18 protein-coding genes are annotated in these 22,286 nt (G+C 70.9%); 4 read left to right on the top strand and 14 right to left on the bottom strand.

Annotated elements, in window-relative coordinates; translation table 11 throughout:
• Positions 1–85: 85 nt before the first annotated feature.
• On the bottom strand, positions 86–889 hold the full coding sequence (locus G6G98_RS04345) for a hypothetical protein (protein ID WP_164233608.1): 804 nt from the start codon (positions 887–889) through the stop codon (positions 86–88).
• A gap of 475 nt (positions 890–1,364) precedes the next feature.
• A complete protein-coding gene (locus tag G6G98_RS04350; protein ID WP_164233606.1) occupies positions 1,365–2,819 on the bottom strand; it encodes a GuaB1 family IMP dehydrogenase-related protein in 1,455 nt (484 codons plus the stop codon).
• 162 nt (positions 2,820–2,981) lie between these two features.
• On the opposite strand from G6G98_RS04350, the gene G6G98_RS04355 reads away from it, so the two are divergent.
• On the top strand, positions 2,982–6,647 hold the full coding sequence (locus G6G98_RS04355) for a multifunctional oxoglutarate decarboxylase/oxoglutarate dehydrogenase thiamine pyrophosphate-binding subunit/dihydrolipoyllysine-residue succinyltransferase subunit (RefSeq protein WP_164233604.1): 3,666 nt from the start codon (positions 2,982–2,984) through the stop codon (positions 6,645–6,647).
• Between the two features lie 61 nt (positions 6,648–6,708).
• Here G6G98_RS04355 and G6G98_RS04360 read toward each other — a convergent pair whose 3' ends face one another.
• The 12 genes from G6G98_RS04360 to G6G98_RS04415 all read right to left on the bottom strand — a co-directional run bounded on the left by G6G98_RS04360 (position 6,709) and on the right by G6G98_RS04415 (position 19,324).
• Positions 6,709–7,725, bottom strand: a complete 1,017-nt coding sequence (locus tag G6G98_RS04360) for an N-acetylglucosamine kinase (RefSeq protein ID WP_243841998.1) — start codon at positions 7,723–7,725, stop codon at positions 6,709–6,711.
• Entirely contained in the window at positions 7,722–8,978 is a 1,257-nt protein-coding gene (locus G6G98_RS04365) for a 6-phospho-beta-glucosidase (RefSeq protein WP_067350777.1), read from the bottom strand. Before G6G98_RS04365 ends, G6G98_RS04360 begins: the two co-directional genes overlap by 4 nt.
• Positions 8,979–9,015: 37 nt before the next feature.
• Positions 9,016–10,149, bottom strand: coding sequence for an ROK family transcriptional regulator (locus G6G98_RS04370; protein ID WP_067350774.1), 1,134 nt, complete (start codon positions 10,147–10,149; stop codon positions 9,016–9,018).
• Positions 10,150–10,195: 46 nt separating this feature from the next.
• Positions 10,196–11,032 (bottom strand): ATP-binding cassette domain-containing protein, encoded by an 837-nt coding sequence (locus G6G98_RS04375; protein WP_067350771.1) that lies wholly within the window; start codon positions 11,030–11,032, stop codon positions 10,196–10,198.
• Positions 11,029–11,886: an ABC transporter ATP-binding protein gene (locus G6G98_RS04380; RefSeq protein ID WP_067350768.1), complete on the bottom strand. Its 858-nt coding sequence runs from the start codon at positions 11,884–11,886 to the stop codon at positions 11,029–11,031. The genes G6G98_RS04375 and G6G98_RS04380 overlap by 4 nt, the downstream gene beginning before the upstream one ends.
• Entirely contained in the window at positions 11,883–12,878 is a 996-nt protein-coding gene (locus G6G98_RS04385) for an ABC transporter permease (protein ID WP_067350767.1), read from the bottom strand. The genes G6G98_RS04380 and G6G98_RS04385 overlap by 4 nt, the downstream gene beginning before the upstream one ends.
• Entirely contained in the window at positions 12,871–13,875 is a 1,005-nt protein-coding gene (locus G6G98_RS04390; RefSeq protein WP_067350763.1) for an ABC transporter permease, read from the bottom strand. The genes G6G98_RS04385 and G6G98_RS04390 overlap by 8 nt, the downstream gene beginning before the upstream one ends.
• A 42-nt stretch (positions 13,876–13,917) precedes the next feature.
• Positions 13,918–15,579, bottom strand: coding sequence for an ABC transporter substrate-binding protein (locus G6G98_RS04395; RefSeq protein WP_164233600.1), 1,662 nt, complete (start codon positions 15,577–15,579; stop codon positions 13,918–13,920).
• Between the two features lie 108 nt (positions 15,580–15,687).
• Positions 15,688–16,968, bottom strand: coding sequence for an APC family permease (locus tag G6G98_RS04400; protein WP_243841999.1), 1,281 nt, complete (start codon positions 16,966–16,968; stop codon positions 15,688–15,690).
• Between the two features lie 88 nt (positions 16,969–17,056).
• Complete coding sequence (locus tag G6G98_RS04405) at positions 17,057–18,361, bottom strand: GNAT family N-acetyltransferase (protein ID WP_164233596.1); 1,305 nt, start codon at positions 18,359–18,361, stop codon at positions 17,057–17,059.
• A gap of 58 nt (positions 18,362–18,419) precedes the next feature.
• Positions 18,420–18,665: a zf-HC2 domain-containing protein gene (locus tag G6G98_RS04410; RefSeq protein ID WP_067350753.1), complete on the bottom strand. Its 246-nt coding sequence runs from the start codon at positions 18,663–18,665 to the stop codon at positions 18,420–18,422.
• Positions 18,662–19,324: a sigma-70 family RNA polymerase sigma factor gene (locus tag G6G98_RS04415; protein WP_067350751.1), complete on the bottom strand. Its 663-nt coding sequence runs from the start codon at positions 19,322–19,324 to the stop codon at positions 18,662–18,664. The genes G6G98_RS04410 and G6G98_RS04415 overlap by 4 nt, the downstream gene beginning before the upstream one ends.
• A 71-nt stretch (positions 19,325–19,395) precedes the next feature.
• Between G6G98_RS04415 and aroA the strand changes: the two genes are divergently transcribed.
• Genes aroA through bcp form a run of 3 tightly spaced genes read left to right on the top strand, consistent with a single transcriptional unit; the run spans position 19,396 to position 22,274 of the window.
• A complete protein-coding gene (gene aroA / locus G6G98_RS04420; protein ID WP_067350748.1) occupies positions 19,396–20,721 on the top strand; it encodes a 3-phosphoshikimate 1-carboxyvinyltransferase in 1,326 nt (441 codons plus the stop codon).
• Positions 20,718–21,791 (top strand): ribosome small subunit-dependent GTPase A, encoded by a 1,074-nt coding sequence (gene rsgA / locus G6G98_RS04425; RefSeq protein WP_164233593.1) that lies wholly within the window; start codon positions 20,718–20,720, stop codon positions 21,789–21,791. The genes aroA and rsgA overlap by 4 nt, the downstream gene beginning before the upstream one ends.
• Positions 21,792–21,800: 9 nt before the next feature.
• Positions 21,801–22,274, top strand: a complete 474-nt coding sequence (gene bcp / locus G6G98_RS04430; RefSeq protein WP_164233591.1) for a thioredoxin-dependent thiol peroxidase — start codon at positions 21,801–21,803, stop codon at positions 22,272–22,274.
• Positions 22,275–22,286 lie beyond the last annotated feature (12 nt).

Raw genomic sequence — 22,286 nt, forward strand, 5'->3', positions numbered from 1 at the left:
GGCCCAGATGAAAGTGGCGCGTCAGCAGGAATGAGCCGCGTGGAGGCGGGGCTGGAGCTGGGGACGGCCTGAGGCGTCTGCCGTGTCAGCGACGCGATCGAGGCCGCGGGAGGCGGGAGGGAAGTCCGTCAGCGGTCAGGATGTCGTAGAGCTCGACAGGATTCCGGTGCGCGGGCGTGCGCCATCTCGACAGCGCAGCCACCGTGCGCCGGAGCGCGTCGGCACGATCCTTCTCCTCCAGCAGCGCCTGTTCCGGGGTTCGGCCGGCGAGGATGTCGGGATCGAAGTACTTTCCCATACCGTCGAACTCCGCCGCGTGGTCGAAGTCCTCGAAGTAGTAATCCGGACGGACGGTGCGTCCGCCCGGGATGACGAACTCCCTCTGCAGCACCGGTTCGGGGAACCCCAGCCGGTCGATCAGCACGCGTCCCTCCGACTCCCGCACGGAGTCGGACAGGTGCGTGCTGAACTCGACCGCTCTCGGCACGCGGCCGAATCCGCGCCGCCAGCTCGCATCCATCAGTCGGCGGAGGCCGTGGATATCGGCCAGCGCGCCGCCGGTTCGCCGCGCCCACAGGGCCTGGTCGAGGGCGATCACCCCCGCAAGGAAGTCGGATGCCGCGGCGATGTCCAGCGCCGTCTGTGCCGCCGACGTGACCAGATGGCCACGCCACTCGACGAGCTCGACGCCGTCGAATCCGAGTGCGCGGCGTCGCACGGCACCGGACGACCGTCCCCCCGTGGCCCGCGCGACGCGGACGTCGACGAGCTCGGGCCAGGGTCCGATCCGGTCGATCCCGTGCACCGCGGCGGCGGAGGAGTGCGTGATCACGATCGGCGAGCGCGCACGGTCGGCGACCTCGAGCACACGCACCAGATGCCGATTCATCGGAGTGAGCCTGTTCCAGTCGTCCACCCTCACATAGCTGCCTGCAACCACCCGTCTGACCGTGCCTCCGGCCACGAGCCGACGCAACCGCCGGTCGTCGGCGGGGCCTGGGTCTGTCTCGCGGCGTCGATGGACGACGATCGGATGCTCTGTGCGCGGATTCACATCGGAACGCTCGCACGTCGGCCTCGGCATCCGCTCGTTCCTCACAACGCAGGATCGAGATCTCCCCCTCGAACCGGATGTGCAGAAGAGGTGATCCGCAGCCGCTCGCGCTGCCTCCCCCGCTCGCGCCGACTCCCCCGCTCGCGCCGCCTCCCCCGCTCGCGCTGTCAATCGCTGCATGCGCGGCCGAAGTTTCGCCCGCGCATGCAGCGAAGAGCCGCGCGACCCGCGAGAACAGCCGCACGTGCAGCGAAGAGCCGCGCGATCAGCGAACAGCCGCGCGCGGAACGGACCCGGAACCCGATCCGCTCTACCAGCTGACCGGCAGCGCCTTGCCCTCCTCGTATCCGGCCGCGGACTGGAGGCCGACCAGGGCGCGGTCGTGGAACTCCGGCACGGTCGACGCTCCCGCATAGGTGAAGGAGGAGCGCACGCCCGAGGTGATCATGTCGAGCAGGTCCTCGACGCCGGGACGGAGCGGGTCGAGGTAGATCTTCGACGAGGAGATGCCCTCCGCGAACAGCTCCTTGCGGGCGCGCTCGTACGCGTCGAGACGACCGAAGCGGGCCTGCACGGCCTTGGTCGACGCCATCCCCCACGACTCCTTGAAGATGCGCCCGTCGGCGTCGCGCTGAAGCTCCCCCGGGGCCTCGATCGTGCCGGCGAACCACGAGCCCACCATGACGGATGCCGCCCCGGCGGCGAGCGCGAGGGCGACGTCGCGCGGGTACCGCACGCCGCCGTCGGCCCAGACGTGCGCGCCGGCCGCCCTGGCCGCTTCGGCGGTCTCCAGCACGGCGGAGAACTGCGGACGCCCGACGGCGGTCATCATGCGGGTGGTGCACATGGCACCGGGGCCGACGCCGACCTTGAGGATGGTCGCGCCGGCGTCGACGAGGTCGTTCACCCCGTCGGCGGTGACGATGTTGCCGGCCACGATCGGCAGGCCGAGTCCCAACTCGGAGACCGCGCGGAGCGCGCGCAGCATCCCCTCCTGATGTCCGTGCGCCGTGTCCACGACGAGCACGTCGACGCCGGCGCCGGCGAGCGCCCTCGCCTTGGCGGCCACGTCGCCGTTGATGCCGACGGCCGCGGCGACGGCCAGACGCCCGTCGCCGTCGAGCGCCGGGCGGTAGAGCGTCGACCGCAGCGCGCTGCGCGCGCTCAGCGTGCCGACCAGATGTCCGTGCCGCACGACCGTGACCATCTCCGCCCCGGCCTCGGTGATGACGTCGAAGGCGTGACGCTCGGAGCCGATGTCGTCGGCGTCGATCGCCGGGCTGCCGCCGTGCACGAGATCGCCGAGCTGCGCGTCCGGCAGCGCGGTGGCCAGCCGCACGGCGGGCAGGATGCCGAGCACGCGGCCGATCTCGTACGGCGCAGCCCCCGTCGCCACGACGATGCCGTGCCCCGGTGTCGGCGGCAGGAGCCGGAGCGCGTCGGCGACCGAGGCGGAGGACGGGAGCACGATCGGCGTGTCCCAGAGCACCGGCTGCGCCTTGACGTCGCGGATCGCGGCGTCGAGATCCTGCAGCGGCATGTCCTGCGGCAGCACGCCGAGACCGCCGCGCCGGGCGAGCACGGCTGCGAGTCGCGGTCCCGTCACCGAGTTCATGTTCGACGCGACCAGCGGCAGCGTCGCCGGCGTCCCGTCCTGGGGTGCGAGATCGACCTGAAGACGGCTGGTGACCGCCGAACGGCGTGGCACCAGGAAGACGTCCGAATAGGTCAGGTCGACGGCCGGCTGCTCTCCTGCGAACTCCATGCCTCCACGGTACTCAGAACACGCCGCTCCGGGGTGGATGCGCGCGACGATTCCCGGTGGGAAACACGTTAGGCTTGTGGGTCGAGAGTGTGCGGACCCCGACGCATCCTGCGCCGCCGTCCGTCCACGTTGAGATTCAGCGATGAAAGAGGGCGATCGAGCGTGTCGAACCAGGTGACCGGCGTCGGGGGCGACGGGGGGTTCGGAGCCAATTCCTGGCTCGTCGAAGAGCTCTACGAGCAGTTCAAGGTGAACCGCGACTCCGTCGACAAGGAGTGGTGGCCGATCCTGGAGAAGTACGAGTCGGAGGCGTCCGGCGCCGCCGCGCCCGCCGCTCCCGCCGATCAGGTCGCGCACCCCGTCACCGCTCCCATCCCGGTGATCGGCCAGCAGCCGGTCGCGCGCACGACGACGAAGCCCGCCGCCGCCGCTCCGATCCCGGCGCAGGCCCCGAAGCCCGAGGCGAAGGAGGTCGAGCCGTCCGAGGAGGACAAGGTCACCCCGCTCCGCGGCCTGCCCAAGACCCTCGCCGCGAACATGGACGAGTCGCTGACCGTCCCCACCGCCACCAGCGTGCGCACCGTCCCCGCGAAGCTGATGATCGATAACCGCATCGTCATCAACAACCACATGGCCCGCACCCGCGGCGGCAAGATCAGCTTCACCCACCTCATCGGCTGGGCGCTCATCCGCACCCTCGACGAGTTCCGCAGCCAGAACGTGTTCTACGCGGAGATCGACGGCAAGCCGTCGGTCGTCGCCCCCGCCCACGTCAACCTCGGCATCGCGATCGACCTGCCGAAGCCCGACGGCACGCGCGCCCTCATGGTCCCGAGCATCAAGCGCGCCGAGACGATGACCTTCGGCGAGTATCTCGCCGCGTACGAGGACCTCGTCACCCGCGCCCGCGCCAACAAGCTCACCGCCGCCGACTTCCAGGGCACCACGGTCTCGCTGACCAACCCGGGCGGCATCGGCACCGTGCACTCCGTGCCGCGCCTGATGAAGGGCCAGGGCTGCATCATCGGCGCCGGCGCCCTCGAGTACCCGGCCGAGTTCCAGGGCGCGAGCGAGAAGACGCTCAACGAGCTCGCGATCGGCAAGACGATCACCCTGACCAGCACCTATGACCACCGCGTCATCCAGGGCGCGGGATCGGGCGAGTTCCTCAAGAAGGTGCACGAGCTGCTCATCGGTCAGCGCGGCTTCTACGACGACATCTTCGCCGCTCTGCGCATCCCCTATGCCCCGATCCGCTGGAACCCCGACATCGCGGTCGACCTCGCCGAGCGCGTCGACAAGCAGTCCCGCGTGCAGGAGCTCATCAACTCCTTCCGCGTCCGCGGTCACCTGATGGCCGACATCGACCCGCTGGAGTACGTGCAGCGCTCGCACCCGGACCTCGAGATCGAGAGCCACGGCCTCACCTTCTGGGACCTCGACCGCGAGTTCGTCACCGGCGGCTTCGGCGGCCGCCGCCTCGCCAAGCTCCGCGACATCCTCGGTGTCCTGCGCGACTCGTACTGCCGCACCCTCGGCATCGAGTACATGCACATCCAGGACCCGGAGCAGCGCCGCTGGTTCCAGGAGAAGGTCGAGGTCAAGTACCAGAAGCCCGGCCACGACGAGCAGCTGCGGGTGCTCCGCAAGCTCAACGAGGCCGAGGCGTTCGAGACCTTCCTGCAGACGAAGTTCGTCGGGCAGAAGCGGTTCTCCCTCGAGGGCGGCGAGTCGCTGATCCCGCTGCTCGACGAGATCCTTCAGGGCGCGGCCGCGGCCGGCCTCGAAGGCGCCGCGATCGGCATGGCCCACCGCGGCCGTCTCAACGTGCTCACGAACATCGCGGGCAAGACCTACGGCCAGGTGTTCCGCGAGTTCGAGGGCACTCAGATGCCGGGCAACCAGCGCGGCTCGGGCGACGTGAAGTACCACCTGGGCACCGAGGGCACGTTCATCTCCGATGACGGCTCCGAGCTGCCGGTCTACCTGGCTGCGAACCCCTCCCACCTGGAGACCGTCGACGGCGTGCTGGAGGGCATCGTCCGCGCGAAGCAGGACCGCAAGCCGATCGGCACCTTCACCTGGCTGCCGATCCTCGTCCACGGCGACGCGGCCTTCGCCGGTCAGGGCGTCGTCGTCGAGACGCTGCAGATGTCGCAGCTGCGCGGATACCGCACCGGCGGCACGATCCACGTCGTCGTCAACAACCAGGTCGGCTTCACCACGACCCCGAACGACGGCCGCACCTCGGTCTACTCGACCGACGTCGCCAAGACGATCCAGGCGCCGGTGTTCCACGTGAACGGCGACGACCCCGAGGCCGTCATCCACGTCGCCCAGCTCGCGTTCGAGTACCGCGAGCGCTTCCACCGCGACGTCGTGATCGACCTCGTGTGCTACCGCCGCCGCGGTCACAACGAGGGCGACGACCCGTCGATGACCCAGCCGCTGATGACCGACCTCATCCAGGCGAAGCGCTCGGTCCGCAAGCTGTACACCGAGTCGCTCGTCGGCCGTGGCGACATCACCGAGGAGGAGTACGACGAGGCGAAGGCGGACTTCCAGAACCGTCTGGAGATCGCCTTCGCGGAGACCCACGCCGCAGAGACGGGCGCGACCCCGATCGCCCCCGACCTGCCCGCGGTCGACGACCAGGTCGGCGCCCCGGAGATCACCGGCGTCGCGAACGAGGTCATCCAGCTCATCGGCGACGCGTTCGTGAACAAGCCCGAGGGCTTCACGGTGCACCCGAAGATCCAGCAGCTGCTCGACAAGCGTCTCGACATGAGCCGCAACGGCAACATCGACTGGGGCTTCGGCGAGCTGCTCGCCTTCGGCTCCCTCCTCGTCGAGGGCACCCCGGTCCGCCTCGCCGGCCAGGACTCGCGCCGCGGCACGTTCGTGCAGCGCCACGCGACGCTCCACGACCGCGCGAACGGCCAGGAGTGGCTGCCGCTGTCGAACCTCTCCGAGTCGCAGGGCCGCTTCTTCGTCTACGACTCGCTGCTCAGCGAGTACGCGGCGCTCGGCTTCGAGTACGGCTACTCGGTGGAGGCCCCGGAGGCCCTGGTGCTCTGGGAGGCGCAGTTCGGCGACTTCGTCAACGGCGCCCAGTCCGTCATCGACGAGTACATCTCGGCCGCCGAGCAGAAGTGGGGTCAGCAGTCCAGCGTGACCCTGCTCCTCCCCCACGGCTACGAGGGCCAGGGGCCAGATCACTCCTCCGCGCGCATGGAGCGGTTCCTGCAGCTCTGCGCGCAGGACAACATGATCGTGGCGCGCCCGTCGACCCCTGCTTCCCACTTCCACCTGCTGCGCCGTCAGGCCTACGCCCGCCCCCGCAAGCCGCTGATCGTGTTCACCCCGAAGGCGATGCTGCGTCTGCGCGGTGCGACCAGCCCCGTGGAGGCCTTCACCAGCGGCCGCTTCGAGCCGGTGCTCGACGATGATCGCGGTCTCGACCGGAACGCCGTGAAGCGCGTCCTCGTGCACTCGGGCAAGGTGCACTGGGATCTGCGCGCCGAGCTCGAGAAGAACCCGAACCCGGAGATCGCGCTGGTCCGCCTGGAGCAGCTGTACCCGACGCCGATCGAGGAGCTGAAGGCGATCACCGACTCCTACCCGAACGCCGAGCTGGTGTGGGTGCAGGAGGAGCCGGAGAACCAGGGCGCCTGGCCGTTCCTCGCGCTCGCCTTCGCGGACGTCCCCGGCGACCGCACGTTCCACCCCGTGGCGCGCCCCGCCTCGGCATCGCCGGCGACCGGCTCGTCGAAGGTGCACGCCGTCGAGCAGGCGAAGCTCCTGCGCGACGCGCTCACGATCGGCTGACACGCCATACGAGAAGGGCGCCCCGGCCTGTGCCGGGGCGCCCTTCTCGTGTGTCCGGGGTTCAGCGCGCGGTGAGCGGCACCGGCGATGAGAAGCGGAGGTCGGAGGCCAGCGCCTCCTCCGCACGCCGGACCGCCGCATCCGCCGCTCCGGCATCCGCCAGCGCCAGCAGCGCGGCGCCGCGCACCGGCGGCGCGTCGACGATCTCGAGCCGCGCGTCCGGCACGTGCTCCTCGAGCCCTCTCGTGATCCCGTGCAGGAGCAGCGGGTCGCGGGCGCGGGCGACGCCTCCTCCGAACACGACCGGGATGCTCGTGCGCTGCAGGCCGAGCCCCGTCACGCACGCGCGGGCGTAGGCGACCACCTCCTCCGCCTGCCGCTGCACGACGGCACGGGCGATCGCGTCCCCCGCGTGCGCGGCCTCGAACACCAGTGGCGCGAGGGTCGCGAAGCCGTCGTCGGCGCGGCGCCCGAGGTGCACGTCCTCGATGAGGGCGTTGACGCTCGGTGCGCCCACGGTCTCGAGCAGCAGCGAGCGCAGCGCCGTCTCCGGTCCCCGTCCGTCCTCCGCTCGCGCCGCGTGCCAGACGACGGCGCCGCCGAGCTCGGTGCCGCCGCCCCAGTCGCCGGAGAGCGGGCCGAGGGCGGGGAACCTCGCGACCGCGCCGTCGCCGCGAACCCCGATCGCGTTCATCCCGGTGCCGCAGATGACCGCGACCGCATCGGGGGCGTCGGTGCCGGCGCGGAGCAGCGCATGCAGGTCGTTCTCGGCGACGTGCGGCCCCTGCGCCCACGGCATGCCGGCGATCGCGGTGCGGAAGGCGTCGATCTCCTCGGCGAGGTCGAGACCGGAGAGGTACAGACCCGCCTGCGCGAGCCGCGCAGGGTCACGATCGCCGAGCGCCGCGCGGACGAGCGCGTCGATGATGCGCACCGACTCCGCCAGCCCTTCGAGCTGCGGACTCGACCCCGGTCCCCGCTCCCAGGCGAGCACGGCGCCCGCGGTGTCCAGCAGCACGACGTCGGTCTTGGATCCGCCGCCGTCGACGGCGAGGACGAGATCGGATGCCGCGGTCACGCCCACTCCAGGAAGCGGGAGTTGGCGGCGAGGAGCAGGTCTGTGAGCTTCTCGGCCCTGTCGTGCTGGAGCACGAGGGGATGCGCGCGCATGGCGCGGAGCACGCGGTCGCGGCCTCCGTGGAGCGCGGCGTCGAGCGCCAGCCTCTCGTAGCCGGCGACCGCGCCGATCAGGCCGGCGATGTCGTCCGGCAGCTGGGCGACGGGCTCCGCGACGAAGCGGCCGTCCACGTGGCGGGCGGGCACCTCGATGACGTGGTCATCGGGGAGGAACGGCAGCACGCCGTCGTTGCGCAGGTTGACGACCCGCGGGGCGTCGGAGACCCCGCGGATCGCGCCGAGCAGCTCGATCGCGGCCTCGGAATAGAAGGCCCCGCCGCGCCTCTCCAGGATCTCGGGCTTCGTGTCGACGCTCTCGTCCGCGTAGATCCCGAGGAGCTCCTGCTCGATCGCACGAACCTCCTGGGCGCGGGTGGCTGCGTGCCGCTGCTCGTGCAGGACCTCGTCGTGTGCGTAGTAGTAGCGCAGGTAGTAGGAGGGGATGACGCCGAGCTGCGCGAGCAGCGCCGGTGCGAGGTCGACGTCCGCGGCGAGATCTCCGAGACGTGTCTCCAGGGCTCGGGGCAGGATGTCCTCGCCGTCGACGAACACCCCGCGCTCCCACGTCAGGTGATTGAGGCCGACGTGCGCGAGGGCCACGCGTTCCGGCGCGACGCCCGCCTCGGCGGCGAAGCGGCGCTGGAAGCCGATCGCGACGTTGCAGAGCCCGACGGCGCGATGACCGGCCTGCAGCAGCGCACGGGTGACGATGCCGACGGGATTGGTGAAGTCGACGATCCACGCATCCGGCCTCGCGTGACGGCGCACCGCCTCGGCGATGCGCAGCACCACCGGCACGGTGCGCAGCGCCTTGGCCAGTCCGCCGGGGCCCGTGGTCTCCTGACCGATGCAGTCGGCATCGTGCGGCCAGCTCTCGTCCTGCTCCCGCGCGTCCTGACCTCCCACGCGGAGCTGGACGAGCACCGCGTCCGCGTCCGCCACCCCGGCGACCAGGTCGTCGGTCGTGATCAGCCTCGCCGGATGCCCGCCGCGCGCCAGCATCCGGCGGGACATGCCGCCGACGAGCTCGAGGCGGGACCGGTCGGCGTCCACGAGGACGATCTCCTCGATCGGCAGCTCGTCCCGGAGCCGGATGAAGCCGTCGATCAGCTCCGGGGTGTACGTCGATCCGCCGCCGACGATGGTCAGTCTCATCTGCTCTCCTTGTGCTTTCGGTCTGCGCCCCGCGGGGTCACTGGGTGGGGATCCGGTCCTCGAGCCGGGAGCGGATCTGCTCGACGAGAAGGCTCCGCGCGCCGGCGAGCACCGCGCTGTGCCCTGTGCCGCTCAGGCGCACCTCGGCCGCGGGCCGTTCGGCGCCCCCGATCCGCGCGCCGACGAGTTCGGCGAGCGCGCCGCCGGCTGCGAGCGCGGTGGGTCCGCCGAGGACGACGAGGTCGGGGTCGAGCACGGCGAGGACGGGCTCCAGGGTCAGCGCGACGCGATCCGCCAGCACTCCCAGCACGGCGGCGTCCGCGTCGAGTCCGTCGAGGTCCGCGGGATGGCGGTCGTCGCCCGAGAGCGAGACGACGGCATCGGCGCCGAGCAGGGCGGTCGTCACGGCGGCGGGGACGCCGGCGCCGGCGGCGACGGCGAGATAGCCGATCTCGCCGGCCCCGCCGTGCGCGCCGCGGTGGATGACGCCGCCGATGTCCACACCGACGCCGAGGCCGACGCCGAGCCACAGCAGCGCGAAGCAGTCGGCGTCCTGTGCGACGCCGAACGCGCGCTCGGCCATCGTCGCCAGGTTCACGTCGTTCTCCAGGGTCGCCGTCACGCCCAGCGCGGACTCGATGCGGGCACGGGCGCCGGTCGACGGCCAGCCCGGAAGAGAGTCGGTGAGGGAGAGCAGATCGTGCGCTCCGCTCACCGCAGCCTGGACTCCGACGGTCACCGCCTCCACCCTGCGGCGGTCCTCCCCGGCTGCTGCGCAGGCCGCCTCGATCGCACGGCGGACGTCGCCCTCCGGCGAGCGCAGGCCGGGAGCAGCCAGCTCGACGATCGGATGCTCGGTGCCGACGGCATCCACGAGGACGGCCTGGAGGCCGTCGTCTGTCATGCTCACGGCCACGCCGGTGACACGATCTCCGCGGACGCCCCAGGTAACCGCGCTCGGCCCTCGACTGCCGGACGCCTCGCCGACGGGCGCCACCAGCTCGGCCTTCTCCAGGCGGGCGAGCATCTGCGTCGCGGTCGGCTTGGACATCCCGGAGAGCTCGCCGAGGCGCGTGCGGGTGAGCGGTCCGTGCTCGAGGAGGAGCCGGAGCGCCTCGCGGTCGTTCCTGGTGCGCAACCAGGACGACGTTCCGGGGTCGATCTGAGACATGGCTCCTCCTTCCGAGGCGCGGTGGCTGGCGGCGCGGGCCGCGGGTTCAGCGGATCGCGAGCTCGGCGCGGACCTCATCGCGGAGGCGGCCGAGGTTCTCGGGCTCGGGGGCGGCGCCGAGGAGCGTCCTCGTGTACTCGTGCCGCGGATGGAGGATGACGTCGTCCGCGGGTCCGCGTTCGACGACGTCGCCCCGGTAGAGCACCATGATCTCGTCGGAGAAGTGCCGCGCGGTGGCGAGGTCGTGCGTGATGTAGAGCACGCCGAGGTCGTCCTCGCGCTGCAGGTCCGCGAGGAGGTTGAGCACGCCGAGCCTGATCGACACGTCCAGCATCGACACCGGCTCGTCGGCCACGATGAACCGCGCTCCGGGTGCCAGCGCCCTGGCGATCGCGACACGCTGCCGCTGCCCTCCGGACAGCTCGTGAGGACGGCGCTCCGCGAAGTCCTCCGCCGGACACAGGCGCACGCGCTCGAGGAGCTCGAGGACGCGCGCGCGCACCGCGGCGGCGCCGAGTCGAGGGTGATGCAGGCGGATCGGCCGCTCGAGGTGATGCCCGACGGTGTGGAACGGGTTCAGCGAAGCGAACGGGTCCTGGAACACCATCTGCACGTCACCACGGTAGGCGGCCAGCGGACGGCCTCTGTCCGCCGCCGGTCTGCCGTCCAGCAGGATCTGCCCGCTGGTGGGGTGCTCCAGTCGCATCAGCATCCGTGCGATCGTCGACTTCCCGCTTCCGGACTCGCCGACCAGCGCGATCGTCCTCCCCGCCTCCAGTGTGAAGGACACGTCCTTCACCGCGTGCACGACGGTGGTGCGCAACCCGGAGCGCAGGGTGAAGTCCTTGACCAGGCTGCGAGCCTCGAGGGTGGGGGCGCTCATCGCACGGCCTCCGTTCCGGGCTGCGCACCGGTGCGCACGAAGTCGCCCCGCTCTCCGCGCAGCGAGGGGAAGCTCGAGAGCAGCTTCTTCGTGTAGTCGTGCTGCGGGTTCCGGTAGATCTCCTCCGCCGTGCCCTCCTCCACGATCCGCCCCTGCAGCATCACGGCGATGCGATCGCTGATCTCGATGAGCATGGGCAGGTCGTGCGTGATGAAGATCACTGCGAAGCCCAGCCGCTCGCGGAGCCGCATGATCTCGCGGATGATGCCGCGCTGCACCACGACGTCCAGCGCCGTCGTCGGCTCGTCCATGATCATCACCTGCGGGTCCAGCGCGAGGGCCATCGCGATCATCATCCGCTGCCGCATCCCGCCGGAGAGCTCATGCGGGAACGACGTCAGGCGGGTCGGCTCGACGCCGACCAGCGTGAGCAGCTCCTCCGCCCGCGCCTGCCTGTCGCGCCGCGACATGCCGGGGCGGTGGGTGTCGAAGATGTCGAAGATCTGCGCGCGCACCGGGATGACCGGGTTGAGCGAGTTCATCGCTCCCTGGAACACCATGGAGATCTTGTCCCAGCGGAACGCGCGCAGCCCCTCGCCGTCCAAGCCGACCACGTCGATGTCCGAGCCGTCGCGATCGTGGAACAGGATCTCGCCGCCTGTCATCAGCGCCGGCGCCTTCAGCAGCCGGTTCATGCCGTAGGCGAGGGTCGTCTTCCCGCAGCCGGACTCCCCGGCCAGCCCCAGGATCTCGCCCCGGTTGAGGGTGAGGGACACGTCCCGCACCGCCTTCACCGGCGGATCCACCTCGTACTCGATCGACACGTTCCGTGCCGTGAGAACCGCCTCGCTCATGCGATGGCCCCCTCTCCGCCGACCCCGCGGCCGGAGCGTCGCGCGAGCCGCTGCCGGCGTGCCGCCATCGGCGCCAGGCGCAGCTTCGGGTTCACGATCTCGTCGATCGCGAAGTTGATCAGGGAGAGGCCGGTTCCGATGAGGGCGATGATGGCACCGGGAGGGACGAACCACCACCACGCCCCGCTGCCGACCGCCTGCCCGGTCTGGGCGTCGTTGAGGACGGTGCCGAGGGTGATCGAGCCCGTCGGTCCGAGGCCCAGGTAGGAGAGTCCGGCCTCGCCGAGCACCGCGAAGATCACGCCGAAGATCAGCTGCGCCGCGAGCAGCGGCACGAGGTTCGGCAGGATCTCCACGAAGATGACCCGCAGCGGCCGCTCCCCCGCCACCACGGCCGCGGCCACGTAGTCCCGGGTCCGCAGCGACCGCGCGGTGCCCCGCAGCACCACCGCGGAGCCTGCCCAGCCGGTGATCCCCAGGACGAGGGCGACGAGCAGGGAGCTCCGTGCGAGGGCGCCGAGTCCCTCCGTGTGCTGCACGTACGCGGCGATCACCATCACGAGCGGTAGACCGGGGATGACGAGCATGATGTTCGTCATCAGCATCAGGACCTCGTCGAGCACGCCGCCGAAGTACCCGGCGAGGACCCCGAAGAGCAGCGCGAGCGCGAGGGCGACGGAACCGGCGACCACGCCGACGAAGAGCGACCCCTGCGTGCCGGTCGCGATCTGGGCGAGCACGTCGTGGCCGAGCTTGGTCGTCCCGAGCGGATGCTCGGCGCTCGGCGGCAGCAGCGCCTCGAACCCGGCGTCCCGCGGATCTCCGACGAGCAGCGGACCGATGAGTCCGAACAGGGTGATCGCCGCGATCAGCAGGATGCCGACGAGGAGCTTGCCGGACAGGTGCGGCAGCACGCGGCGACGCCGCTCGGCGCGGGACACGGCCACGGCGTGCGTGGATTCGGCGAGGGGCGCCGTGATCAGATCAGCCATTGCGGCGCACTCTCGGGTCGATGAAGCCGTACAGGAGGTCGATGAGGAGGTTGGCCGCGAGCACGGTGAGCGTGATGACCAGGAAGACCCCCTGCATGAGCGCGTAGTCCAGCCCCTGCACCGCCTGGATCATCAGCTTCCCGATGCCGGGATAGCTGAACACCTGCTCCGTCACGATGGAGCCCGCCACCACGAACCCGAGCGCGATGCCGAACCCGGCGAGACTCGGGATCGACGCGTTCCGGGCCGCGTACGCCCCGCGGATGCGCGAGGGGCGCAGCCCCTTCGCCTCCGCCGTGAGGACGTAGTCTTCCGCCATGGTCTGCACCATCATGTTCCGCATCCCGAGCAGCCAGCCGCCGACCGAGGAGATCACGATCGTGACGGCGGGCAGGAGGGCGTGCACGAATGCGCTGCCGATGAATGCGGGGCTCCATTCCGGACCCGCCGGGTAGGCGAACACGTCGTAGCCGCCGATGATCGGCAGCAGGCCGAGCTGCACGGAGAACACGGCCACGAGGACCAGAGCCAGCCAGAAATAGGGGACGGACTGGAGGAATGTGGTCACCGGGACGAGCTGGTCGACCCAGGTGCCGCGCTTCCAGCCTGCCCAGGCTCCGGCGACGATCCCGAGCACGAAGGAGATGACGGTGGCCGCGCCGACGAGCGTCACGGTCCACGGCAGCGCCGCGGCGATGAGCTCGCCCACCGGGGCCGGATACCGGGTCGAGGAGATCCCCAGGTCGCCCTGCAGCATCCGGCCCCAGTACGCGAGGTACTGGTCCCACAGGGTCGAGCCCTTCTCCGCCCCGAGGATGGAGGTGATCGCGCTGATCGTCTCCTCCGACAGCGGACGGTTTCCGTTCGCCCTCCGGAGCTTGCCCAGCATGATCGCCGCCGGATCGCCCGGCAGCATCCGCGGGAGCAGGAAGTTGAGGGAGATGGCGGCCCAGAGCGTGACGATGTAGAACACGATGCGACGGATCCAGAAGGTCATGCCATCCTCCTCTCGGCGGCTCGAACCATGGGCGCGGTCCCCCTACTTCGCGGGACGCAGATGCGTCAGGATGACCGCGGAGGCGGTGGACAGGTACGGCAGCGGGGCCGCGTACATGTCGTCCTCGGTGGGCCAGCCGGTGAAGTCCGCGGTGTTGAAGAACGACTGGGATGCGTTCAGCACGACGGGGATGTAGGGCAGATCGCGGGCGATCTCGCCCTGGATGGTCGCGTAGGCGTCCTTCTTGATCGCCTCGTCCTGCGTGGCGCCGGCGGCCGCGACCGCCTCGTCGACCACCGGATTCGTGTACCGGGCGTAGTTCTGTCCGCTGCTGGGCATCTCGCCCACCTTCGCCGTCGCGGCCGTCGCGAAGTACTGGTCGTAGTTCGAGAACGGATCGGCGACGAGGGACTGCGTGAGGCCGTAGAGGGCCAGCTGGAACTCGCCGTTCGAGACCGGCGTCCAGTACTCGGCCTCGGACACGGTGCGGGCGTTCACGCGGATGCCGGCCTCCGCGGCCTGGGCGCTGATGAGCTTCGCCGCATCGTTGTAGTCGGTCCATCCGTCGGGCGAGAACAGGTCGAGCTCGATGGCGACGCCGTCCTTTCCGTAGAAGCCCTCGCCGTCCTTCGTGTAGCCCGCGGCCTCGAGGACCGCGGCCGCCGCCTCGGCATCCGCCTCCTGCGGGCTCGTCGCGAGTTCCGGATCCGCCAGCCACTTCTCGTCGCGCGGCAGGAGCGCGAAGCTCGGCGACGCCTCGCCGGAGAGACCGGCGAAGGCCTTGTCGCTGATCGCGCCGCGGTCGATGGCGAGGTTGAGGGCCTGCCGCACCGCCGGATCCGTCTGCGCTCCCTCGCAGCCGAGAGTCGCATCGGCGCAGGTCATGATGACCGTCGGGTCCTGCTGCTGGTTCATCGTGCTGATCCGGCCGTTCGCGGTGACGCCGTCCGGGTTGGCGATGAACTGGCCGACCCAGTCGAGCTTGCCTGTCTTCAGCAGGTCCTCGGAGGACTGGTTCGAGTCGATGCCGACGTCCTGGACCTCCTTGACGTCCGGCTCGCCCTCGCGGAACAGCGGGTTCGCCTCGAGGGTGTACGCGGCGTCGGTGAACGCCTTGAGCTTGTAAGGACCGGAGCCGACCGGGTTCGGGTTCGTCTCCGACATGTAGTCCTCGATCCCCTCCCAGACGTGCTCGGGCACGATCCAGGTCGACCCGAGGATGAGCGACGCTGCGGTGAACTTGGGGGTCGAGTAGGTGACGACGACGGTGGTGGCGTCGGTCGCCTCCGCCGACAGCATGTCAGGATCGAGGTTCGATCCGTAGCCGAGGCTGAACGCGACGTCCTCGGCGGTGAGGTCCTTGTCGTCGCTCCATTTGAGGTCCGGCTTGATCCTGATGGTGAGGACGGTGCCGTCCTCGCTGAACTCGTAGGCGTCGCCGATGAGTCCCACCGGCTCGTCGGACGAGAGCTGGTTGAAGAAGAACAGGGGCTCGTAGATCGCGCCGAAGGTCAGGTGTGTGGCGGTGTCGACGGCGAACGGGTTGAAGTTGTTGGCGATGGGGGTCATCGATCCCGACCAGATCCGCAGCGGGCGGTCCGCTCCGGACGCGGCGGGCGCGGGGGTGCAGCCGCCCAGGGTCAGTGCGAGCGCGGCGGCGCCGGCGACGAGAGGAAGGGCCTTCCTCCAGTGGTTGTCGTGCATGGGGAACCTCGTCTCAAGGGCTTCGTTGCTTTGGTCGAGCAAGGACGGACGGGGTCCGCCTCGAAGCGAGGTTATAGTAAAGGTTCTTTCCGGTAAAGACCTTTCCAATTATTTTGTAAAGAATCTTTTCCTGATACGGCGCGCGACCGTGACGAGCACGGCTGCAGCGGCGAGCAGGGCGGCGACGAGGAGGGCGGATGCCGCGAGCAGGAGCAGCCCCGCGCAGAGGACCGCCGCCACGATGGCCGTCCACCAGCCGAGGGTGCCCCGGTCTAGGATGCGGATGGCGGCGACCATCCCGAGCGCGTAGATCGCGACCATGCTCGCCGTGTGCACGAGGATGAACGGCTGGAGGTCCATCCCGGTGAGGAACAGGACGAGGAAGTAGGCCGACGCGACGGAGGCCGTGAGCAGGAGCGCCCGGCGCGGCACCTCCCCGCTCCTCGCCCCGCGCGCGAACCACGCGGGGAGGTCGCCGGCGGCCGCGAGCGAGGCGCCGAGCTTGCCGAACGCCCCGAGGTAGACGTTGAGCACCCCGACGGCGACGATCGCCGCGACGGCGCCGATCATCGCGGGCGCAGCGCCGGGCGCCCCACGGGCGGCGAGGTCGAGCAGCACCACGTCACCTTCTCCTGCCTGCTCCCCCAGCGCCCCGACCGTGACGATCTGCAGGGCGAGATAGGCCGCCCCGGAGAGCACGAGCGTGATAGCGGTGGCGATAGGGATGACCCGCCGCGGATGCGCGAACTCGCCGGAGATGTGCGTGCCTACCTCCCAGCCTGCGAACGCCCACACGAACATCACGACGGCGGTCCCGACACCGCCCCATCCGTACGGGAGGAACGGCGTGAAGCTGTCGATCTCCACGGCCGGGGCCGCCAGCGCGACCACCACGACGACGACGACGACGAGCAGGAGCCCCGTGAGCACCAGCTGAAGCCACCCCGCGACGCGGACGCCGAACATGTTCACCCCGAGCGGCGCGATGAAGAAGGCGAGGGCCAGCGCGGGCACTGCGGCTCTGGCGATGCCGAGCACGGCGGCCGTGTACTGCGCGCCGAGCATCGCGACGACCGGACCGCCGGCGGAGACGCCGAAGAGGAACCAGTAGCCGGCGGCCCTCGCCGCGGTGTCGCCGAGAGCCCTGCGGACGTAGCTCGCCACACCGCCCGCATCCGGATACCGGGCGGCGAGGATCGCGAACGTCGACGCCAGCGGGATGGCGAGCAGCGTGACCGCCGCGACGGAGACGAGGCTCGCCGGACCGGCAGCGCGCGCCGCAAGACCGGGGAGCACCAGCAGCCCGGTGCCGAGCACGGAGGCGAGGTACAGCGCCACGCCCTGCAGCAGGCCGAGGCCCCGCACCGGCCGGGTCGTCGTCGCAGTCACCCGCTCATACTGCGGCATGCCGCCGGCACCCTGTCAGGGCCCCGACCGCCAATGTCCGACGCTTCTCGGACAGGTCTGCGACTGCGCGTCAGTACCAGATGTCGAGCGACGGGACCGGGTACGACGCGAAGGCGCGGTCGAGCGCGTCGACGGTCGCCGCATCCGCGCCGATGCGCCCGGCTGCGTGCAGCGTCGCCGCCCTGACGCCGCCCAGGTAGAGGCTGGACAGGTCGGCGACGCCGAGCAGCACGTCCGGCTCCGCACCGGTTGCCCGCTCCGCCGTCGCAGCCCCGGTGCCGTCGACACGCAGCCTCCAGTCCCCGGCCGCGAACCCCAGCGGGTCGCTCACCCGGATCACGAGATCGAGCGGCGCCGCGTAGCGGCGCGCGACGAGCGCGGCGGGCACATCGAGGATCCGGAGCCAGCCGTGGTCGTGCTCGGTCTTCGTCACGCCGCGCGGGTCGGCGACCAGCCACGGCAGCGGATCGTCGAGCGCCCGGAGCCCTGCGTCGACCTCGTCCACGAGGTCGTGCTGCAGGGCGAAGCGCCACAGAGCGGCGAGCGCGTCGGACGTCTCCGCCACCAGCATGCGGATGTGCATTCCGAATCGGAAGGTGCCGTCCTTCTCGCTGAGCGTGTAGGCGAGCGCGCCGCGGAGCTCCCCCGCCTGGTCGAGATAGCGGACGCCGCGCACCCGGTCCCGGTCGGCGTCGGACGGCGAGAGGCCGGCGAAGCCCTGCCATCTCCCCGTCCAGCCGGGAATCTGGCCCGGGCGCGTGCGCCGGACGCGCTCGTGCACAGTGCCGAGATCGGCCGCGAGCTCCTCCTTCGCGACGAACTCGACGCGGCCGTCGGGCGACGGGCCCGACCAGCCCGCGCGACGCGTGTCGATCGCGAGACGCGTCACCGGGACGGCCGGCCCGAAGCCGTAGCGCCCGTAGATCGTGGCCTCCGAGACCGTGAGACCGGCCATCGGCACGCCCGCCTCAGCTGCCGCACGGAGCTCACCCTCGAGGAGCGCCCGCGCGATGCCGCGACGGCGGTGGGTCGCAGCGACGGTGACCACGCTGATCGCCCACATCCCGATCTCGGCGCCGCCCGGAACGGTCAGCGGCGTGACCCAGGAGTTCGTCGTCGCCACCGGAAGGGCCTCGGCGGCCGCACCGGCCTCGTAGACGCCGACGTTGCGGCGCGCCTCGAAGGGGGCGCGACCGTGCTCCACGGCCTCCGCAGTCGGCTCAGCGCCGAGGAAGCCGCGCGACACCGCCCGCTGGAACGCCGTGGCGCGGGTCGCGTCCGCGACGTCGACGACCCGGTACTCCAGCCCGTCATCGGCGAGTCTCGTCGCGGAGGTCGGGTCGGCGGAGACATCCCTGGCATCGATGAAGGTCATGCCCCCACCCTAATCAGACGGCGGACGTCCCCGTGGCGCGAGCGCCCCCGCGATGTGCTCAGTGCTGGGCGGCCTGCACCTGGCGCAGGCGCGCGAACACCTGGTCGCGGAGCTCCTCCGGAGCCGTCTCCTTGCAGGCACGCGCGACGACCTCGGTGAGGGTCTTCGCCACGAGCGCCTCGTCACGGCACGACGGGCAGTTCTCCAGATGCTCGCGGATCTCGGTGTGCTCGGTCTTGCAGACCTCGTTGCGGAGGTATTCCTCCAGATCCTGACGGGCCTTGGCGCAGCCGCAGTCGCTCATTTCCTGCTCCCTGGTTCTGCCGCGGCGATGCCCCGCTCGGCGGCGTAGTCTGCCAACAGCTCCCGCAGCATCCGCCTGCCACGGTGCAGGCGGCTCATCACGGTGCCGATGGGCGTCTTCATGATGTCGGCGATCTCCTGGTAGGCGAATCCCTCGACGTCGGCGAGGTACACCGCCAGGCGGAAGTCCTCCGGAACGGCCTGCAGGGCGTCCTTCACGACGGATGCCGGCATCCGATCGATCGCCTCCGCCTCGGCCGAGCGGCTGTGCGAGGCCGTGGTCGACTCCGCGCCGCCCAGCTGCCAGTCCTCGAGCTCGTCGATCGTGCCCTGGAAGGGCTCGCGCTGCTTCTTGCGATAGATGTTGATGTAGGTGTTGGTGAGGATCCGGTAGAGCCACGCCTTGAGGTTCGTGCCCTGCGAGAACGTCGCCCAGGAGCCGTACGCCTTCACGAACGTCTCCTGCACGAGGTCCGCGGCGTCGGCAGGGTTGCGGGTCATGCGCATGGCGGCGGCGTAGAGCTGATCCATGAACGGGATCGCCTGCTCCTCGAACTCGCGTCGAGGGTCGCTGACCGTGTCTGCGGTTACGGTGTCATCCATCACCGGCCAGTCTAGGCCGCTGAGGTCCACAGCCTCGCGTTCCAGCGTGGCGAGCATGCTCTCTCCTCGGGGGTGCGGCCGCGCCTTTTCGGTCGGCGGACCGCTCGTCTTTACTAAGGTGGAAACCGATGAGCGTCAACAGGTATTCCCCCTCCCCTGTCCAGGGCGCCTACACCGCGCCCACCGCCTCCGGGGCCGTGCACGCCACCGTCACGATCCCCGGCTCCAAGTCGCTGACGAATCGCGAGCTCATCATCGCCGCGATCGCCGACGGCCCCGGCCGGCTGATCGCCCCGCTGCACTCCGACGATTCCCGCCGCATGGTCGACGCCCTGCGCGCCCTCGGCGTCGGCATCGAGGAGGTCGACGGCGACGGCGAGTTCGGCCCCGACCTCGTGGTGACGCCGGCGAAGCTCCTCGGCGGCACCACGGTCGACTGCGGTCAGGCCGGCACCGTGATGCGGTTCATCGCCCCGCTCGCCGGACTCTCGCAGCACGACGTGCACCTGACCGCGCACGAGACGGCGCTGCACCGACCCATGGGCGGGCTGATCAGCGCGCTGCGTGATCTCGGCGTCGACATCGACGACGAGGGCACCTGGGCTCTGCCGTTCACGATCCGCGGCCACGGCCGCATCCGCGGGGGCCGGATCGAGATCGACGCCTCCGCCTCCAGCCAGTTCGTCTCCGGACTCCTGCTGGCCGCCCCGCGCTTCGACGTCGGCCTGCACCTCGTGCACACGGGCACGCACCTGCCGAGCCTGCCGCACATCGACATGACCATCGAGGCGCTCAGCCGCCGCGGCATCCGCATCGAGCGCCCCGGCGTCGGCGAGTGGCTCGTCGAGGCGGGCGTGCCGCGCGCCAAGGAGATCGCGATCGAACCCGACCTCTCCAACGCCGCGCCGTTCCTCGCCGCCGCGCTGGTCACCGGAGGCTCCGTGTCCGTCACCGGGTGGCCGGTGCACTCCACTCAGCCCGGCCACCTGCTGCCGGAGATCCTCCAGGCGATGGGCGCGCACGTCGGCCGCCACAGCGGCACCCTCACGGTGCGCGCCGGCGCAGGCATCCGCGGTCTCGACCTCGATCTGTCGGCCGCGAGCGAGCTCACGCCGACCCTGGTCGGCCTCGCCGCGTTCGCCGAGTCGCCGACCACGATCCGGGGCATCGGGCACATCCGCCTGCACGAGACCGACCGGATCGCGGCCCTCGTCGGCAACATCCGCGCGCTCGGCGGCGAGGCCGAGGAGCTCTCCGACGGACTGCGCATCATCCCGCGCCCGCTCACCGGCGGATCCTGGGCCGCGCACCACGACCACCGCATGGCGACCACGGGTGCGCTGATCGGCCTCCGGGTACCGGGCGTCGAGATCGACGACATCGGCACCACAGCCAAGACGCTGCCCGAGTTCACCCTCCTCTGGGAGCGGATGCTGCGGGGCGACTCCGCGTGAGCTGGCTCGGCGGCGACGACGACCTCGACGACGACTTCGAGGAGTACGACGAGAGCAGCATCCGCAGCCGGCCGAACCCCAAGGCGAACCGACCGCGGACCAAGCGCCGCCCCGCCCACGAGGACGCGCAGATCGGCCGCGTCCTCGGCGTCGACCGCGGGCGCTATTCCGTGCTTCTCGGAGAGGACACCGCAGAAGAGCGCACCATCACCGCCACCAGGGCCCGCGAACTGCGCCGGATGCCGATCGTCACCGGCGACCAGGCACGCGTCGTCGGGGACACGTCTGGCACCGAGGGGACCCTCGCCCGGATCGTCGGCATCGTGGAGCGCACCTCCCTGCTGCGCCGCAGCGCGGACGACACCGACCAGGTCGAGAGGGTCATCGTCGCCAACGCCGATCAGATGCTGATCGTCGTGGCGGCCGCCGACCCCGAGCCGCGGGCCCGCCTGGTCGACCGCTATCTCGTCGCGGCGCTGGACGCCGGCATCCGCCCGCTCCTCGTCGTGACCAAGACCGACCTCGCCGACCCGGCCCCGTTCCTCTCCCACTTCGACGGCCTCGAAGAGCTCCGGGTGTTCAAGAGCGCCCGGGAGGTGATGCCGGTCGACGAGATCGGCGCGGCGCTCATCGGGCACTCCACCGTGTTCGTGGGGCACTCCGGCGTGGGCAAGTCGACCCTCGTCAACGCACTCGTCCCCTCCGCAGGGCGCGCCACCGGTCACGTGAACCAGGTGACCGGCCGCGGACGCCACACGTCCTCGTCGACGGTGTCGCTGCGCTACCAGGGTGCCGAGGGCACCGGATGGGTCATCGACACCCCGGGAGTGCGCTCCTTCGGGCTCGGGCACGTCGACCCGGCGAACATCCTCGCCGCCTTCACCGAGCTCGCGGAGATCGCCGAGAACTGCCCTCGCGGCTGCACGCACCTCGCGGACGCTCCGGACTGCGCCCTCATCGAGGCGGCGGTGGACGGAGAGCTCGGAGAGACGGGCCGCGCACGGCTGGACTCCCTGCAGCGCCTGCTGCAGACCTTCGCGGACAAGGCCGAGCAGACCCCGGGCCGGTAGGCTTGCCGGGTGACTGAGCGCCTCGAAACCGGAACCGCAGCCCCCGACTTCTCCCTCCTCGACCAGGACGGCCGCGCCGTCCGCCTCGCCGACCTCCGCGGGCAGAAGACGGTCCTCTACTTCTATCCGGCCGCGATGACCCCCGGGTGCACGACGCAGGCGTGCGACTTCCGCGACAGCATCTCCTCCCTGCAGGGCGCCGGGTACCGCGTCGTCGGCATCTCCCGTGACACCCCCGAGAAGCTGGCCGAGTTCCGCGCGCGCGACGGGCTCACCTTCACCCTGCTCAGCGACCCCGACCACGCGGTGCACGCCGCCTACGGCGCGTGGGGAGAGAAGATGAACTACGGCAAGGTCATCGAGGGAGTCATCCGCTCGACCTTCGTGCTCGACGAGGACGGCGTCATCACCCTGGCGCTGTACAACGTGAAGGCCACCGGGCACGTCGCACGCCTGCGCAGGCTGCTCGGCATCGACGCCTGACGCCCGCCGCCC

The organism is Microbacterium hydrocarbonoxydans (assembly GCF_011752045.1).
Taxonomy (GTDB): Bacteria; Actinomycetota; Actinomycetes; order Actinomycetales; family Microbacteriaceae; genus Microbacterium.

Coding starts and splice junctions, on each gene's coding strand:
- G6G98_RS04370 (WP_067350774.1), bottom strand. CDS start 10,149: ATGTCTCAGATCGACCCCGGAACGTCGTCCTGGTTGCGCACCAGGAAC.
- aroA (WP_067350748.1), top strand. CDS start 19,396: ATGAGCGTCAACAGGTATTCCCCCTCCCCTGTCCAGGGCGCCTACACC.
- G6G98_RS04410 (WP_067350753.1), bottom strand. CDS start 18,665: ATGAGCGACTGCGGCTGCGCCAAGGCCCGTCAGGATCTGGAGGAATAC.
- G6G98_RS04365 (WP_067350777.1), bottom strand. CDS start 8,978: ATGAGACTGACCATCGTCGGCGGCGGATCGACGTACACCCCGGAGCTG.
- G6G98_RS04380 (WP_067350768.1), bottom strand. CDS start 11,886: ATGAGCGAGGCGGTTCTCACGGCACGGAACGTGTCGATCGAGTACGAG.
- G6G98_RS04415 (WP_067350751.1), bottom strand. CDS start 19,324: ATGCTCGCCACGCTGGAACGCGAGGCTGTGGACCTCAGCGGCCTAGAC.
- G6G98_RS04405 (WP_164233596.1), bottom strand. CDS start 18,361: ATGACCTTCATCGATGCCAGGGATGTCTCCGCCGACCCGACCTCCGCG.
- G6G98_RS04395 (WP_164233600.1), bottom strand. CDS start 15,579: ATGCACGACAACCACTGGAGGAAGGCCCTTCCTCTCGTCGCCGGCGCC.
- G6G98_RS04345 (WP_164233608.1), bottom strand. CDS start 889: ATGAATCGGCATCTGGTGCGTGTGCTCGAGGTCGCCGACCGTGCGCGC.
- G6G98_RS04385 (WP_067350767.1), bottom strand. CDS start 12,878: ATGGCTGATCTGATCACGGCGCCCCTCGCCGAATCCACGCACGCCGTG.
- G6G98_RS04390 (WP_067350763.1), bottom strand. CDS start 13,875: ATGACCTTCTGGATCCGTCGCATCGTGTTCTACATCGTCACGCTCTGG.
- G6G98_RS04375 (WP_067350771.1), bottom strand. CDS start 11,032: ATGAGCGCCCCCACCCTCGAGGCTCGCAGCCTGGTCAAGGACTTCACC.
- G6G98_RS04350 (WP_164233606.1), bottom strand. CDS start 2,819: ATGGAGTTCGCAGGAGAGCAGCCGGCCGTCGACCTGACCTATTCGGAC.